The organism is Micromonospora sp. WMMD735 (assembly GCF_049178995.1).
Taxonomy (GTDB): Bacteria; Actinomycetota; Actinomycetes; order Mycobacteriales; family Micromonosporaceae; genus Micromonospora; species Micromonospora wenchangensis.
The window spans coordinates 6,766,273-6,781,517 of record NZ_JBMHMJ010000002.1; the positions used below are offsets into that span (position 1 = coordinate 6,766,273).

Annotated in this window: 10 protein-coding genes and 1 pseudogene; 6 read left to right on the forward strand and 5 right to left on the reverse strand. The window is 73.6% G+C overall.

Annotation, left to right across the window (positions count from 1 at the left end; translation table 11 throughout):
• Nucleotides 1-45: 45 nt before the first annotated feature.
• The 3 genes from ACN268_RS29695 to ACN268_RS29705 form a co-directional block, all read right to left on the reverse strand.
• Nucleotides 46-1,422: a cellulose binding domain-containing protein gene (locus ACN268_RS29695; protein WP_421486325.1), complete on the reverse strand. Its 1,377-nt coding sequence runs from the start codon at nt 1,420-1,422 to the stop codon at nt 46-48.
• 305 nt (nt 1,423-1,727) lie between these two features.
• Complete coding sequence (locus tag ACN268_RS29700) at nt 1,728-3,395, reverse strand: cellulase family glycosylhydrolase (RefSeq protein WP_421486327.1); 1,668 nt, start codon at nt 3,393-3,395, stop codon at nt 1,728-1,730.
• 486 nt (nt 3,396-3,881) lie between these two features.
• Nucleotides 3,882-5,090 (reverse strand): DUF349 domain-containing protein, encoded by a 1,209-nt coding sequence (locus ACN268_RS29705; protein ID WP_421486328.1) that lies wholly within the window; start codon nt 5,088-5,090, stop codon nt 3,882-3,884.
• Between the two features lie 254 nt (nt 5,091-5,344).
• Between ACN268_RS29705 and ACN268_RS29710 the strand changes: the two genes are divergently transcribed.
• From ACN268_RS29710 to dapF, 4 genes are all read left to right on the forward strand, one after another.
• Nucleotides 5,345-5,794, forward strand: coding sequence for a hypothetical protein (locus ACN268_RS29710; protein ID WP_421486329.1), 450 nt, complete (start codon nt 5,345-5,347; stop codon nt 5,792-5,794).
• A 99-nt stretch (nt 5,795-5,893) separates the two neighbouring features.
• Nucleotides 5,894-6,871 carry a hypothetical protein gene (locus ACN268_RS29715; RefSeq protein WP_421487029.1) on the forward strand — a complete coding sequence of 326 codons (978 nt, stop codon included), beginning with the start codon at nt 5,894-5,896 and terminating at the stop codon, nt 6,869-6,871.
• Nucleotides 6,868-7,779 (forward strand): tRNA (adenosine(37)-N6)-dimethylallyltransferase MiaA, encoded by a 912-nt coding sequence (gene miaA / locus ACN268_RS29720; protein WP_421486331.1) that lies wholly within the window; start codon nt 6,868-6,870, stop codon nt 7,777-7,779. Before ACN268_RS29715 ends, miaA begins: the two co-directional genes overlap by 4 nt.
• 7 nt (nt 7,780-7,786) lie before the next feature.
• Nucleotides 7,787-8,620 (forward strand): diaminopimelate epimerase, encoded by an 834-nt coding sequence (gene dapF, locus ACN268_RS29725; RefSeq protein WP_421486332.1) that lies wholly within the window; start codon nt 7,787-7,789, stop codon nt 8,618-8,620.
• Nucleotides 8,621-9,066: 446 nt separating this feature from the next.
• Here the strand turns inward: dapF and ACN268_RS29730 are convergent, their stop codons facing one another.
• A complete protein-coding gene (locus ACN268_RS29730) occupies nt 9,067-10,539 on the reverse strand; it encodes an NAD-dependent malic enzyme (RefSeq protein WP_421486333.1) in 1,473 nt (490 codons plus the stop codon).
• Between the two features lie 148 nt (nt 10,540-10,687).
• Here ACN268_RS29730 and hflX point away from each other — a divergent pair, with 148 nt between their 5' ends.
• Together hflX and ACN268_RS29740 are read left to right on the forward strand one after the other, a co-directional pair.
• Nucleotides 10,688-12,166, forward strand: a complete 1,479-nt coding sequence (hflX, locus tag ACN268_RS29735) for a GTPase HflX (RefSeq protein ID WP_421486335.1) — start codon at nt 10,688-10,690, stop codon at nt 12,164-12,166.
• Nucleotides 12,167-12,214: 48 nt separating this feature from the next.
• Nucleotides 12,215-13,867 (forward strand): annotated as a pseudogene (locus ACN268_RS29740) (hypothetical protein); the annotation flags it as partial.
• Between the two features lie 581 nt (nt 13,868-14,448).
• Here the strand turns inward: ACN268_RS29740 and lexA are convergent.
• On the reverse strand, nt 14,449-15,234 hold the full coding sequence (lexA, locus tag ACN268_RS29745) for a transcriptional repressor LexA (RefSeq protein WP_088646445.1): 786 nt from the start codon (nt 15,232-15,234) through the stop codon (nt 14,449-14,451).
• Nucleotides 15,235-15,245 lie beyond the last annotated feature (11 nt).

A 15,245-nucleotide genomic window follows, 5' to 3' on the forward strand; every position in this document is an offset into this window, starting at 1 on the left:
GCCCCGGTCGGGGCCCGCCACCGGCGGACCCCGACCGGTGCCCGGTCAGACCGAGATCCGGCCCGCGCCGGCACCCGCGGTCACGATGGACTTCACGCTGCTCGCGCTGTCCAGGGTGTACGCGTACGGGATGCCGGCGACGCTGCCGCCGGTCTGCCCGGCGGGCGAGTTGACGAAGTGGTTGTTGCGGGCCACCAGGCTGCCCGGCCCGGAGTCGGCCTCGCCGAGGTGGTAGGTGTCCTTGACGTTCTCGAAGTAGTTGCCCTCGACGAGCACCCCGGCGCTCATCGTGGACGCCACGCCGTAGCCGGCGTTGTTGTAGTAGTAGTTGTTGTAGACGTGCACCGGGTTGCCGAAGCGGACCCGGGGGTTGCGCTGCTTGCTGCCGTCGTACCAGTTGTGGTGGTAGGTCACCCGCAGGTGTCCGATGTCCTGGCCGCCGTTGTCGTCGCTGTGCCCGAGCAGCATCGTCTTGTCGTGGCTGTAGACCCGGTTCCAGGAGACGGTCACGAAGTCCGAGCCGCGCTTGATGTCGACGGTGCCGTCGTAGCCGTTGCTGAACGTGTTGTGGTCGATCCAGATGTTGGTGGCGGAACTCTCCACGTTGATCGCGTCGTCGCTCCAGTTGCGGAACGTCAGGTTCCGGATGATGACGTTGCGGTCGCCGTTGACGGTGAAGCCGCAGCCGACGATCGTCGCCCCGCCGTTGCCGAGGATCGTCTTGTTGGAGCGGACCCGCAGCATGCCCGAGCAGTTGATGGTGCCGGAGACCCGGATCACCGCCGCACCGGTGGCGTTCAACGCGCTGGTCAGCGCCGAGGCGGTGGAGACGGTCGTCGCGCCCGCGCTGCCGCCGCCGGTGGTGCCGCCGTTCTGGGTGGCCCAGCCGACCAGGCCGGTCTGCGGCACGCTGGGCGGCGGGGTGGTCGCCGGGGGCGTCATCGGCGGGGGCGTGACCGGCGGGGGTGTCGCCGACGGCGGGGTGGTCGGCGCACCGGTGGGGGCGGTGCTTCCGGTGCAGGTCACCCCGTTGACGGTGAAGCTGGTCGGCGTCGGGTTGCTGGAGTTGTTCCAGGTGCCGTTGAAGCCGAACGAGACGCTGCCGCCGGTCGGCACGTTTCCGTTGTAGCCCACGTTGGTGGCGGTCACCGTGCTGCCGCTCTGGGCCACGGTGGCGTTCCAGGCGTCACTGACCGTCTGGCCGGCCGAGTACGACCAGCGCAGGCTCCAGCCCGACAGCGGGTCGCCGAGGTTGCTGATGGTGATGTTGCCGGTGAATCCGCCCTGCCACTGCCCGCCGACGGTGTAGCTGACCGCGCAGCCGGGGGCGGCGTGGGCGGCGACGGCGGTGAGCGTGCCGGTGGCGAGCAGGGCGACGGTGGTGGCGGCGATCAGCGTCGTACGACGCCGAGGTGTGCGCATGCTGCGTCCCTTTCGGGTGGGACAGGCGACCGTCGACGGGGGAGCCGCCGGTGGTTGCCGCGCCCGTGGGCACCGGTGACTCGCCGCGTGCGCCGATCGGCCCCTGCCGGGGGGTCAGGTCGGTACGAGGTGGCTCCCGTGTGGTGCGCCCGCGGCCCGGACAAGCGCTTTCCCGAGCAAAGCATAGACAGTGACAGATGTAAATCGGCGTGCCGGTCACCGCCCCGACGGTGCCGAACCAGCCGGTGGGCCGCCGGTCGACGCACGAGTCGACCGGCGGCCCGCCGGGTGTGGACAGGCTCAGCTCAGCAGGCGGTGCCCTTGAGCTTCACCGAGGCCGGGGCGGCGGCCGTACCGTTGGCGGTGAAGCCCACGGTGATCGACGCGCCCGCCGCCAGCGACGGCGCGTAGCTCGGCCCGGCGGCGGTCACCGTCGTGCCGGACTGGGTGACCGTGGCGTTCCAGCCGTTGACCAGGGTGACCCCGGCCGGCCAGGTCCAGGTCACCGACCACGGGTTGACCGCCGCCGAACTGGTGTTCTTGACGGTCAGCTCGCCCTGGAAACCACCCTGCCAGGCGTTGACCTGCTTGTAGGTGGCGGTGCAGCCACCCGCCGGCGGGGGCGTGGTGGTGGGCGGCGGGGGCGTCGTGGTCGGCGGCGGCGGGGTGGTGGTCGGCGGCACCGGGGTGGTGGTCGGCGGCTTCGGCGTCGGGGTGCCCGTCGGGTCGGCCCCACCGGCCACCGGCGGGATCAGGTACGGCTGGAGGATCGCCTGCTTGGCGGTGTTGATGTTGGTCCAGTCGTCGAGCGCGATGCCACCCGTGTCACCCGAGTTGGGGTTCCACGACCAGTAGGTGAAGGACATCCCGTTGACGCCGGTGCCGGTGTAGGCCATCAGCTTCTCCAGCCACACCTTGTCCCGGGGGTCGGCCAGGGTGCTGCCGAACTCGCCCATCATGATCGGGGCGATGTTCTGCTTGTAGAGGTAACCCCAGTAGCGGTCCCAGACCGCCGGCAGGTTCGCCGGGAAGTCGGCCGCCTTGAACCACTCCTGCTCGTAGACGCTGGTGGCGTACTCGTGCGGCGAGTAGACCAGCCGGTTCGCCACGTTCAGCCGGACCGGGAACTGCCCGGCCTTGGACAGGTTGCCACCCCACCAGCCGCAGTCCTCGTCGTTGCTGGTGTCGTTGTCCCAGACGTTCGACAGGCCGCCGCTGGGGCAGCTCACCCCCTCCACGAAGATCAGCCAGTTCGGCTGCACCCCGAGGATGGCGTTGCCGGCCCGCTCGGCGGCCAGCCGCCAGTCCCGGGTGGTGTCGCCGCAGCCCCAGCAGGCGCCGGTCGCGGCCGGGTTGGTGCCCTCGGCGTGCGGCTCGTTGTGCAGGTCCGCGCCGATCACCGTGGTGTTGCCGGCGTACCGCTGGGCCAGCATCTTCCAGTCGGCGAGCCAGGTCGCCTCGGAGACCGTGGAGGTGTACCAGAGCGGCGACTGACCGGCCGACGTCGGCCGGTGCCGGTCCAGGATGACCCGCATGCCCTTGCTGCCGGCGTAGGCGATCACCTTGTCGAGGATCTGCAACGGGGAGAGCCCGATCAGGTCCGGGTTGACGAAGTCGTTGATCCCGGTGGCGGTCGCGCCCGGCTTCACCGAGTCGTTCGAGTACGGGATGCGCAGCGTGTTGTAGCCCAGGCTGGCCATCTTGTCGAGCTGCCCGCGCCACGGGTTGTTCGACCACAGGCCGTGGAACGTGCGGTTGTCGGTCTCCATGCCGAACCAGTTGATGCCGGTCAGCCGTACCGTCGCGCCGGTGCTGTCGACGATCTTGTTGCCGTTGGTGTGCAGGTAGCCGGTGCCGGTGCCGCCGACGGCGGCGGCGGCCGGGGTGGTGCTGACGGCGGCGGCGACGAACACGCCGGCCGCAGCGGTGGCGAGCGCGGTGAGCGCGGCGCCGAGAGTGCGGGGTCGGTACATGCGGGCTCCACTTCGGATGCCCGGCGTCGCGACGGCGACGCGGGGCGGAAAACCGGGGGAAACGCCGGCCGCCGCCGTCCGTCCCGCTCGTTTCGGGATACGCGGACAGTGCGCGACGTGCCGGGTTACGTGGACACGGCCACTCGCTGCTGTGCACCGGCGACTCCCGACGACGGTGTCCGTCGTCGGTGCCCTCGCGCCGGTGGGATCGACCTGGCTCTGCCGCCCATTCTGATCAGCCGGTCTCGATGCGTCAACCGCAGGTCGCGGCGGCTCCGCCGGAGGGGTCGTTCCGGCTGGTCGCGGGCGTGCCCGGGATGGTCCCCGCCCAGGCCCCGCCCAGGTGGTCCGCTCGGCGACCAGGGCGGACACGCGTGAGCCCCCGGTCCCTTGACCCGGGACCGGGGGCTCACGCGTGTGCCCGTTCAGCCGGCGTGCCCATCCAGCCGGCGTGTCCATCCAGCCGGCGCGGACGGCCGGCCGGGGTCAGCCGGCCTGTTCGGCGAGCTGGAGGAACTGCCGCTTGGAGGCGAGCGCCTGCTCGGCCTCCTTGACCCGGCGGGCGTCCCCGGCGGCCTGGGCGCGGGCGAGCCGCTCCTCGGCCTCGGCGACCTGCGCCCGCATCTGGGCGAGCAGCGGGTTGTCCTCCTTGGTGGTCCGCCGCCAGGCCGAGTCCATCACCTCGCGGACCTTGTCGTCGATCGCCCGCAGCCGCCGCTCCAGGCCGGCGGCGGCCTCCCGGGGAACCCGACCCGCCTCGTGCCACTGGGCCTGGATCTCGCGCAGCTTCGCCTGGGCGCCCTTCGGGTCGCCGTCGACGTCCAGCGCCTCGGCCTCGGCCAGCAGCGCCTGCTTGCGCTCCAGGTTGGCCCGCTGCTCGTTGTCCCGGGCCGAGAAGACCTCACTGCGCCGGCTGAAGAAGGCGTCCTGGGCGGCGCGGAACCGTTCCCAGAGCTTCTGCTCCGACTCCTTCGAGGCGCGCGGGGCGGCCTTCCACTGGTTCATCAGCTCCTTGAGCTGGTTGGCGGTGGCCGCCCAGTCGGTGGAGTCGGAGAGCTTCTCGGCCTCGGCGACCAGCTCCTCCTTGACCGTGTGCGCCTGCTTGCGCTGCTGGTCGAGGGAGGCGAAGTGGGCGCCCCGACGCCTGGTGAAGCCGTCCCGGGCGGCGGCGAACCGCTTCCACAGCTCACCGTCGGTCTTCTTGTCGACCCCGCGGATGGTCTTCCACTCGTCGAGGATCTCCTTGAGCCGGTCACCGGCGGTCTTCCAACCGGTCGACTCGGCGGCCAGCTTCTCGGCCTCCTCGACCAGGGCGGTCTTGCGGGCGAGCGCCTCACCCCGGGCGGCCTCCCGGGCGGCACGGGCCTCGCCGGCCTTCTCCTCGGCGAGCACGGCGAGCTTGTCCAGGCGCGCGGCGAGGGCGTCGATGTCCCCCACGACGTGGGCCTCGGCCAGCGAGGCGCGGATCCGCCGCACGGTGCTCAGCGAACCTCCCGCGTCGGCGGCGCCCGAGTTGAGCCGGGCCTCGGTGAGGTCCACCTCGGTGACCAGGTCGGCGAAGCGGCGGGCGAAGTGGGCAAGCCCCTCCTCGGGCGCGCCCGCCTGCCAGGAACCGACCACCCGCTCGCCCTCGCTGGTCTTCACGTACACGGTGCCGTCCGCGTCCACCCGTCCGAAGGCAGTCCAGTCGCTCATGTGCCCATCCTCGTTCTCCCGGCGTCGTCGGGAAACCCCCCGCGATCGCCGCCACGGCGCAGCCAACTTGCTCCCGGCATTGTCACAGGTCCGCCCCCGTCCGCGTCGAGCGCCTGTCTCTGACCGTGACCATACGGTGTCCTAGCACCCACACACAGGCTCCGTGGGGCGAGTGTCGCAAACCGCCGTACGGTGTACGGTAGGCCGTACACCGAAGCTGCCGCCCGTGCCGCGGGCGGGCGAGGAGGAGCAGGATGACGCAGTCCCACACCCGGATGACGCCCCCCGCCGACCCCGGGTTCGTGCCCGACGCCGCCGATCTCGCCGAGCTGGACGAGTGGTTCCGGCGGTACGACGCCCTGGCCGAGGCGGGCGACGTGCCCGGCACCGCCGACCTGGCGATGTTCCCGCTCAACACGGTCACCGACGACGCGGCCGGCGAGGGTTCGGCCCGCCAGCTCGACCGGGCGGCCTACCTGGAGATGATGGGCGGCGTCCTCGGTGGCGGGGGTGACCTGCGGATGGAGAGCCGCCGCACGCCCTACTTCCTCACCCGCAGCCTGGCCGTGGTGCTCACCGAGGCCGAGTTCACCCTCGACGGCCAACGCCAGCGGGTGCGCTACGCCGACCTGCTGGTCCGCACCGGCGGGCAGTGGCGGTTCCAGACCATGGTCCAGGGCGGCTGGGGCGGCCAGACCGGCTGAACCCGTTCCCGCCGCCCGCTCCGGCTGGCGCAGAGCCGGTGCGCCCGGGGCAGGGCGGCGGGGTGGGCGGGGCGGGCGGGGCCCGGCCGCTACCGTTGCCTGGTGCCACTGCTCGCCGCCGCCGTCTGCCCGCACCCGCCGCTGATCGTGCCCGAGCTGGCCGGGGCCGCCGCGCCCGAGCTGGCGGAGCTGCGTGACGCCTGCGCCGCCGCCGTCGCCGCCCTCTACGCGGCCGGGGCGGACACCGTCGTGCTGGTCGGTGCCGGCGAGCGCACCACCGAACTGGCGCTGCCCCGCCGGGGCAGCTTCGCCCCCTGGGGCCTGCCCCTCACGGTCGGTCTCGCAACGGCCGGCGGTGACCCGGTGCCTCCGTCGGGCGGCGGTGACCCGGTGCCTCCGTCGGGCGGCGGTGACCCGGTGTCTCCGTCGGGCGGCGGTGATTCTGTGCCACCGTCGGTGGGCGGTGTCCCGGCGGCGCTGTCAGCGGTGCCACCGTCGGGCGGCGTCGAGCCGGTGTCGCCGCCGGCCGACGGCGAGGGGCTGCCGTTGAGTCTGCTGGTCGGGGCCTGGCTGGTCGACCGGACCGCCCCGCCGACCCCGACCGCCTGGCGGATGGTGAGCGTCGCGTCGGACGAGCCGGCCGACCGGTGTGCCGCCCTCGGTGCCGGGCTGCGGGTGGACGGGCCGTGGGCCCTGCTGGTGCTCGGTGACGGGTCGGCCTGCCACGGCCCGAAAGCGCCAGGCTACGACGACCCGCGCGCCGGGGCGTACGACGAGGGGGTCGCCCGTGCCCTGGCCGACGCGGACGCCGACGCGCTGCTCGGCCTGGACCCGGAGCTGTCGGCGCAGCTGGGGGTCGCCGGTCGGCCGGCCTGGCAGGTGCTGGCCGGGGCGGTCCGCGCGGCCGGCGGCGACTGGCACGGCGAACTGCGCCACCACGGCGTCCCCTACGGCGTCGGCTACCTGGTGGCCTCCTGGACACGGACGGACCCGCCCGGCCCGGACGGGACACCGGCGGGCGATGCCGGGACAACGGCGGCTGACGCCGGGACGGCGGCGGGCGGTGTGACGCGGTGAGCGGCACCGTCGTCGCCGTGGTCGGCCCGACCGCGGCGGGCAAGTCGGCGCTGAGCATCGCCCTGGCGCACGCCCTCGGCGGTGAGGTGGTCAACGCCGACTCGATGCAGCTCTACCGGGGCATGGACATCGGCACCGCCAAGCTCACCTCCGCCGAGCGCGACGGGGTGCCGCACCACCTGCTGGACATCTGGCCGGTCACCGAGCCGGCCAGCGTCGCCGAATACCAGCGGCTGGCCCGCGCGGCGGTCGACGACATCCTGGCCCGGGGGCGGGTGCCGCTGCTCGTCGGCGGCTCCGGCCTGTACGTGCGGGCGGTGCTCGAACAGTTCGAGTTCCCCGGCACCGACCCGGCGGTACGCGAACGGCTGGAGGCGGAACTGGCGCAGCTCGGCCCGGCCCCGCTGTATGCCCGGCTGGCCGGGGCGGACCCGGTGGCGGCGGCGGGCATCCTGCCCGGCAACGGCCGACGCATCGTCCGGGCGCTGGAGGTGATCGAGCTGACCGGTGCGCCGTTCACCGCCTCACTGCCCGACCCGACCCCGTACTACCCGGCGGTGCAACTCGGCGTCGACCTGGACACCGCGCTGCTCGACGAGCGGATCGCGGCGCGGGTCGACCGGATGTGGGCCGACGGGCTGGTCGCCGAGGTACGCACGCTGTGCGGGCAGGGCCTGGCCGACGGCCGGACGGCCAGCCGGGCGCTCGGCTACCAGCAGGTGCTGCGGTTCCTGGCCGGGGAGACCGACGAGGCGCAGGCACGGGAGGAGACGATCCGGGCCACCCGCCGGTTCGTCCGACGGCAACGCTCCTGGTTCCGCCGTGACCAGCGCATCCACTGGCTGGACCCGACCGCGCCGACGGTTGTCGAGACTGCCCTGCGGGTGGTCGCCGGGCATCGGCGATGATGGGGGCGTGGAGTTCACCAAGGGCCACGGCACCGGCAACGACTTCGTCGTCCTGCCCGATCCGGACGGCACCCTCGACCTGACCCCCGGCCTGGTCGCCGCGCTCTGCGACCGGCGGCGCGGCCTCGGCGGCGACGGCGTGCTGCGGGTCGTCCGCGCGGCGAAACACCCCGACGGGGTCGCCCTCGCCGGTGAGGCCGAATGGTTCATGGACTACTGGAACTCCGACGGCTCGTTCGCCGAGATGTGCGGCAACGGGTCCCGGGTCTTCGTCCGCTACCTGCTGGAGACCGGGCTGGCCACCCCCACCGGCGCAACCCTGCCGGTGGCGACCCGCGCCGGCCTCGTGCGGGCCCGGGTCGACGGCGACACCATCGCCGTCGAGATGCGCCGCCCCCGGCTGTACGACACCTCCCGCGCCGTCCTCGGCGGGCTGACCCTGCCCGGCACGGCGGTGGACGTGGGCAACCCGCACCTGGTCTGCGCCCTGCCGACCGGCATCGACCTGGCCGACCTGGACCTGACCCGCGCGCCCGACGTCGATCCCCGGGTCTTCCCGCACGGGGTGAACGTCGAGTTCACCGCCCCCGCCGACCCGGTCGACGGCACCGACGGCCACGTCCTGATGCGGGTCTACGAGCGCGGCTCGGCCGAGACCCTGTCCTGCGGCACCGGCGCCTGCGCGGTCGCCGCCGTGGCGCTGCGCGACGCCACCCTGGACACGGGGGTCGTGGCGGTGGACGTCCCCGGTGGCCGGCTCACGGTCACGGTCACCGCCGACTCCTGCTGGCTCGCCGGCCCCGCCGTCCTCGTCGCCACCGGCACCCTCACCCTCCCCTGACCGCTGCCCTCCCCGCTCTGCCCTGCCTCACCCGGCTCTGCCCCACCCCACCCACCCAGCTCTGCCCCGCCCCGCTTTGCCCCGCCCCACTCCGCTTTGCCTCGTCTCGCCCCGCTTTGCCTCGCCTCGCTTCGTTGATCAAGAGGTTTGCGTCAACATCCCGCGAGCGGATGACGCAAACCTCTTGGTCACCCGGCCCTGACGGGGTGGTGTGCGGTGATCAAGAGGTTTGCGTCAGAGATGGTGGGCGGGATGACGCAAACCTCTTGATCACCGAGGCCGGATGGGGCGGGTGCGCGGTGACCAAGAGGTTTGCGTCACCGGGTGCCGGCCGGGGTGACGCAAAGCTCTTGATCACCGGGGCGAGCCGGGCCGGGGTGAGCCGGGCCGGGGTGAGCCGGGCTGGGGCGGCTGGCGGGAGGCGGGGTTTGGAAGGGGAGGAGGGGTCAGGGGGTGGCGCTGGCGGTGGCGGCGATCTCGGGGAGGTCGGCGGGGCCCGGGTCGGCGGCCGGCGGCGGGGTGACGGCCGGGTTCTGGGCGGCGGCCCGGACGGCGGCGGCGACCGCCGGGGCGACCCGGGAGTCGAAGACGCTCGGCACGATCACCGTCGGGTTGATCTTGTCCTCGCCGACGACGTCGGCGATGGCGCGGGCCGCCGCGATCGCCATCTCCTCGGTGAACTCCTCGGCGTGCGCGTCGAGCATGCCGCGGAACACCCCCGGGAAGGCGAGCACGTTGTTGATCTGGTTCGGCTGGTCGGAGCGGCCGGTGGCGACGATCGCGGCGTGCTTGCGGGCCTCCCGGGGGTCGACCTCCGGGTCGGGGTTGGCCAGCGCGAAGACGATCGCGTCCTTGGCCATGGTGGCGATGTCGTCACCGGTGAGCAGGTTGGGGGCGCTCACCCCGATGAAGACGTCGGCGTCCCGGACCGCGCCGGCCAGGTCGCCGGAGTAGTTGTACCGGTTGGTGTTCTCGGCCAGCCACTGCCAGGCCGGGTTGAGGTCGGGCAGGTCGCGGTGCAGGGCACCCTGCCGGTCGTACGCGATGATGTCGCCGACGCCCTGGCGCAGCAGCAGCTTCATGATCGCGGTGCCGGCCGCGCCGGCCCCGGAGACGACCACCCGGACGTCGGCGAGCTGCTTGCCCACGACGCGCAGCGCGTTGGTCAGCGCGGCCAGTACGCAGATCGCGGTGCCGTGCTGGTCGTCGTGGAAGACCGGGATGTCGAGGGCCTCGCGCAGCCGGGCCTCGATCTCGAAGCAGCGCGGCGCGGCGATGTCCTCCAGGTTGATCCCGCCGTACGCGGGGGCGATCGCCTTGACGATCGCCACGATCTCGTCGGTGTCCTGGGTGTCGAGGACCACCGGCCAGGCGTCCACCCCGCCGAACCGCTTGAACAGCGCCGCCTTGCCCTCCATCACCGGCAGCGACGCCGCCGGGCCGAGGTTGCCCAGGCCGAGCACGGCCGAGCCGTCGCTGACCACGGCGACCGTGTTGCGCTTGATGGTGAGCCGGCGGGCGTCGGCCGGGTTGTCGGCGATCGCCTGGCAGACCCGGGCCACCCCCGGGGTGTACGCCCGGGACAGCTCGTCACGGGTCCGCAGCCCGACCTTGGAGTGCACCTCGATCTTGCCGCCGAGGTGCAGCAGGAAGGTCCGGTCGGAGACCTTGCGCACGTCCACCCCGTCGAGCGCGGTGAGTGCCTCGACGACCTGGTCGGCGTGGCCGGCGTCGGCGGTGTCGCAGGTGAGGTCCACGATCACGTTGGTCGGGTCGGAGTCGACCACGTCCAGCGCGGTGACGATCGCACCGGCCTCACCGACCGACGTGGTCAGCCGGCCGATCGAGGAGGCGTCCGCGGGGACCGCGATCCGGATCGTGATCGAGAATCCGGCACTCGGCAGTCGGGTGATGGCCACGGAAATACCTCCGTCGTCGCTGGCGGCTCGTCAGCATTTCTACTCGCCCACCGGGCCACGGCGGCAGCCGCCCCCGCGTTCGGCGACCTCCACCACGGGCATATAGCAGTCGCGCTCGGCGTTGACCCATGTCAGGATTACTTGGTACATGCACAGAACGGACAGGAGTCGCAGCTTGCGAGACCAGGAGACCCACACCCCCTACTCGGACGACGACCTCGACGCCACGACCGGCGAGTACGAGCTGTCGGAGCGGCAGGCGTTGCGGCGGGTCCCCGGCCTCTCCACCGAGCTGACCGACATCACCGAGGTCGAGTACCGCCAGCTCCGGCTGGAGCGGGTCGTCCTCGTCGGCGTCTGGACCGAGGGCACCCAGCGCGACGCCGACAATTCGCTGACCGAGCTGGCCGCCCTGGCCGAGACCGCCGGTTCACAGGTGCTCGAAGGGCTCATCCAGCGCCGCAGCCGCCCCGACCCGGCCACCTACGTCGGCCGGGGCAAGGTCGACGACCTGGCCGGCGTGGTGCTGTCCACCGGCGCCGACACGGTGATCTGTGACGGTGAGCTGTCCCCGTCCCAGCTGCGGAACCTGGAACAGCGCACCAAGGTCAAGGTCGTCGACCGCACCGCGCTGATCCTCGACATCTTCGCCCAGCACGCCAAGAGCAAGGAGGGCAAGGCTCAGGTCGAGCTGGCCCAGCTCGAATACCTGCTGCCCCGGCTGCGTGGTTGGGGCGAGACGCTCTCCCGGCAGACCGGTGGTTCCGGGCGGGGTGGCGGCGCCGGCGGCGGCGTGGGCCTGCGCGGCCCGGGTGAGACCAAGCTGGAGACCGACAGGCGGCGCATCCGGCACCGCATCGCCCGGCTGCGCCGGGAGATCAAGGCCATGCGCACTGTACGCCAGACCAAGCGCGCCCGCCGTTCCCGCAACGCGGTGCCGGCCGTGGCCATCGCCGGTTACACCAACGCCGGCAAGTCGAGCCTGCTCAACCGGCTCACCGGTGCGGGCGTGCTGGTGGAGAACGCGCTCTTCGCCACCCTGGACCCGACCACCCGCCGGGCCACCACCTCGGACGGGCGGCTCTACACGCTCTCCGACACGGTGGGTTTCGTGCGGCACCTGCCGCACCAGATCGTCGAGGCGTTCCGCTCGACGCTGGAGGAGGTCGCCGAGGCCGACCTGGTGGTGCACGTGGTCGACGGCACCCACCCCGACCCGGAGGAGCAGGTCCGGGCTGTCCGTGAGGTGCTCTCCGAGGTCGGCGCCGACCGGCTGCCCGAGTTGCTGGTGGTGAACAAGACCGACGCCGCCGACGAGGAGACCCTGCTGCGGCTCAAGCGGCTCTGGCCGGACGCGGTCTTCGTCTCCGCGCACAGTGGGCGTGGCATCGACGGGCTGCGCGAGGTGATCGAGCAGCGGCTGCCCCGCCCGGCGGTCGAGGTCCGCGCGGTGCTGCCGTACGACCGGGGTGACCTGGTGGCCCGGCTGCACCGGCAGGGCGAGGTGCTCAGCACCTCCCACCTGCCCGAGGGCACGCTCCTGCACGTCCGGGTGGGGGAGGCGCTGGCCGCCGAGCTGACGCCGTTCGTGGCGGCGGGTGACCCGGCGGTGGCCGGCAGTCGGTGAGCGCTCCGGTGTGACCTGAGGTTCATCGCGGCATGCGACACTGACGCCATGCGCCGCGCTGTCTCCTCGGTCACGGTTGCCCTCGCCCTGTTCGGCGCGGCCGTGGCACCCGCTGCTGCCGCCGGGGCGGCACCGGTCTCCGCCGTCCCCGCCGGGGTGGCCCCGCCCGTCACCGGCGCGGGGCCGCTGACTGTCGGGGCGGGTCCGCTCGCGGCGGCAGCAGGCAAGAAGAAGTGCACGATCACCGACGAGCGGCTGCGCGAGCTGTCCGGTCTGGTCGCCACGAAGACCGGCTACATCGTGATCAACGACGGCACCCTCCAGGAGAGCCGCAAGCGGGTCTTCTTCCTGGACACCAAGTGCAAGATCGCCAAGGAACCGGTGAAGTACTCAGGTGACGGCCCCTTCGACACCGAGGACCTGGCCCTCTCGCCCGACGGCAAGACCCTCTGGATCGCCGACACCGGCGACAACGTCACCAGCAGGGAGCGGCGTACCCGGGTCGCGGTCTGGACGATGCCGGTCAGCGGGTCGAAGCAGCCGGTGCTGCACCGGCTGTCCTACCCGGAACGCAAGCCGCACGACGCCGAGGCGCTGCTGATCGGCGCGGACGGCCTGCCCCTGGTGATCACCAAGGTGCCCAGCGGCAAGGCGGAGATCTTCACTCCGGAGGCCAAGCTCGACCCCGACGGCGACACCGAGCCGGTGCCGATGAAGAAGGTCGGCGAGATCACCCTGCCCAAGACCACCACCGACAACCCGCTGAACATCATCGGCCGGGTGGCGATCACCGGGGCGGCCCGCTCGCCCGACGGCAGCCGGGTGGTGGTGCGCACCTACGCCGACGCCTTCGAGTACGACGTCAGCGGCGGGGACGTCGTGGCCGCCCTGACCACCGGCAAGCCCCGGGTCACCCCGCTGGCCGACCCGTTCGGCGAGGCCATCTCGTACACCCCCGACGGCACCGGGTTCGTCACCGTCTCCGACGGCGGGGAACTCGCCCCGGAGGACCCGATCGACATCCTCGGCTACACGCCGTCGACCAAGGGCGCCGAGCCGATCGAGGGCGCGGCGGGGGCCAAGCCGGCGGCCGAGAGGTCCTGGTACGACAACCTCAGCCTGGACCAGATCACCTATCTGATCGGTGCGGTCGGCGTGATCGGCGCGCTCCTGGTCGGGGCCGGCATCGTCGGGATCGTCAGGTCCCGGCGGCGGGCCGCCACGGCCGGCGACGACCCTGACGGCCCCGACGACGACGTGTTCACCTCCGGCGCGGTCTCCCGGGCCGAGGGGCCCTCGGTCGGCGATGCTCCCCCCGCTGCGGAGCCGGTCGCGAACCGGCCGCGCGGCGGCGGTGTCTACGGTGCTCCGGCGGCGGCCGGCGGCTCGGCTGCCCGCCCGGCCGGCGGTGCGGTCTACGGCGGCGGCCGGCCCCCGGCCGGGGCCGGTGCTGCTCCCGCCGGCCGTCCGGGCGGTGGTCCACCACCGTCCGGCGGCCGTCCGGCGGGTGGCGGTGTGTACGGCGGCGGCCGTCCCGCAGGCGGTGGGGTCTACGGTGCCGCCCCGGCGGGGGGTCCGGCGGGCAACGGCGCTGGTCCGCGTGGCGGCGCGCCCCACGGGGCCCCGGCCGGCGGCGCGTCCCGGGGCGGTCCGCCCGCCGCGGACCCGCGTGGCGGTGTTCCCACCGGTGGGCGTGGCGGTGCTCCGGACGGCGGCCGTGGTGCTCCTCCGGGTGCCCGTGGCGGTGCCCCGGTGGACGGGCGCGGCACGCCGCCGGGTGGCCGTGGTGGCGTCCCGGCCGGTGGGCGCGGTGGTGCCCCGGCCGATGGTCGAGGTGGTCCGCCCGCCGGTGGCCGTGGTGCTGCCCCGGCCGGTGGTCGGGGCGGTCCGCCCGCAGGCGGACGTGACGGTGGTCGGGGCGGTCCGCCCGCCGGTGGCCGTGGCGCTGCTCCGGCTGGTGGCCGTGGTGCCGCGCCGGCCGGTGGGCGTGGCGGTGCCCCTGCCGGTGGCCGTGGTGGCGCGCCCGCGGGTGGCCGTGGTGGTGGCGGTGTCTACGGCGGGGGGCGGGCAGAGCCGCCGCGCCGGGATGCGGCCGGCCCCCGCGAGCCGCGCTCCGGCCCGCCCCGCGACGGCCACGACGACCGGCGCGGCGGCCAGTACGGCCCACCGCCCGGTCGCAGCGGCGAACGCTACTGACGCTGCGGCGGGCCTCCCGTCGACACCTGACCGGCCGCCCTTCCCGGGGAGGGACGACCGGCCAGGGTACGGGTCAGGTCAGGGAGTCAGATCCGGCGGAGCACGGCGACGACCCGACCCATGATGGTGGCGTCGTCACCCGGGATCGGGTCGAAGGCCGGGTTCTGCGGCATCAGCCAGACGTGGCCGTCGCGCCGCCGGTAGGTCTTGACGGTCGCCTCGCCGTCGAGCATGGCGGCCACGATGTCACCGGCCTCGGCGATCGGCTGCTGCCGGACGACGACCCAGTCGCCGTCGCAGATCGCCGCGTCGAGCATCGAGTCGCCCTTGACCTGGAGCATGAAGACCTCGCCCTCACCCACCAACTCGCGGGGGAGCGGGAAGACGTCCTCCACCGCCTGCTCGGCGAGGATCGGCCCACCGGCGGCGATCCGGCCGAGCATCGGCACGTACGCCGGGGTGGGGCGCTGGGCGCGGCTCAGCTCGTCGTCGGCGTCCCCGCCGGGGGCACGCACGTCCACCGCGCGGGGCCGGTTGGGGTCGCGCCGCAGGAAGCCCTTCTTCTCCAGCTCCTTGAGCTGGTAGGCGACGCTCGACGGGGAGACCAGGCCGACGGCCTCACCGATCTCGCGGACGCTCGGCGGGTAGCCGTGCCGCTCGACCCAGCTGCGGATGAACTCCAGGATGCGGCGCTGCCGGGCGGTCAGGTCGACGGCGGTCGGGTCGGGGAAGCCGCTGACCACCGGCGTGACCGGGCGGACGGCCGGTTGGCCGGTACGGCTGCGGGCGGCGCGGGGACGCCGACTGGCCGGGGAACCCGCCTCGGCGATCGGCTGCGGGTTCTTCTGCCGGCTGGCCCGGTCCTCGGTCACGTCCGTCCTCC

Excerpts from the sequence above, each read along its gene's own strand:
- ACN268_RS29695 (WP_421486325.1), bottom strand. The coding sequence starts at position 1,422 with ATGCGCACACCTCGGCGTCGTACGACGCTGATCGCCGCCACCACCGTC.
- ACN268_RS29700 (WP_421486327.1), bottom strand. The coding sequence starts at position 3,395 with ATGTACCGACCCCGCACTCTCGGCGCCGCGCTCACCGCGCTCGCCACC.
- ACN268_RS29705 (WP_421486328.1), bottom strand. The coding sequence starts at position 5,090 with ATGAGCGACTGGACTGCCTTCGGACGGGTGGACGCGGACGGCACCGTG.
- ACN268_RS29710 (WP_421486329.1), top strand. The coding sequence starts at position 5,345 with ATGACGCAGTCCCACACCCGGATGACGCCCCCCGCCGACCCCGGGTTC.
- hflX (WP_421486335.1), top strand. The coding sequence starts at position 10,688 with ATGCACAGAACGGACAGGAGTCGCAGCTTGCGAGACCAGGAGACCCAC.